1 pseudogene is annotated in these 365 nt (G+C 31.2%); it reads right to left on the bottom strand.

From position 1 onward, the window contains the following. Positions 1–230 precede the first annotated feature (230 nt). A pseudogene (locus ACYQZV_RS09125) lies at positions 231–365 on the bottom strand (hypothetical protein); the annotation flags it as partial.

Raw genomic sequence — 365 nt, 5'->3', positions numbered from 1 at the left:
AACACCAACCACTAAACATTAAAGTTATTATAGCATAGCTTTACAACTTTTAGTATGTTATAAATGGTTAAGCTCTGAACTTTTAATAGAAAATATTCACATCTTTCATCTATTGGCCTATAGAAAAGTTGTTTAGCATTCTTCATATGGAACCTCAAAAACCTTGTGCAAATTGTAAACCGTCATGTCTTATTAACACAAACAAACATATATATTCTTACTTCCAGCTCCTATTTACCTATAGCCTTGCAAGCCTTCCTTTCTCCAAGCTTACAAGCTAATTTGTATAATTTATAAGCAGTGTCTATGTTAGCTTGAACTCCTATACCTTTATTATAAAATACGGCAAGATTACTACAACCAGT

This window comes from Hydrogenobaculum acidophilum, assembly GCF_054656715.1.
This window is presented reverse-complemented; position numbering and strand designations above follow the sequence as displayed.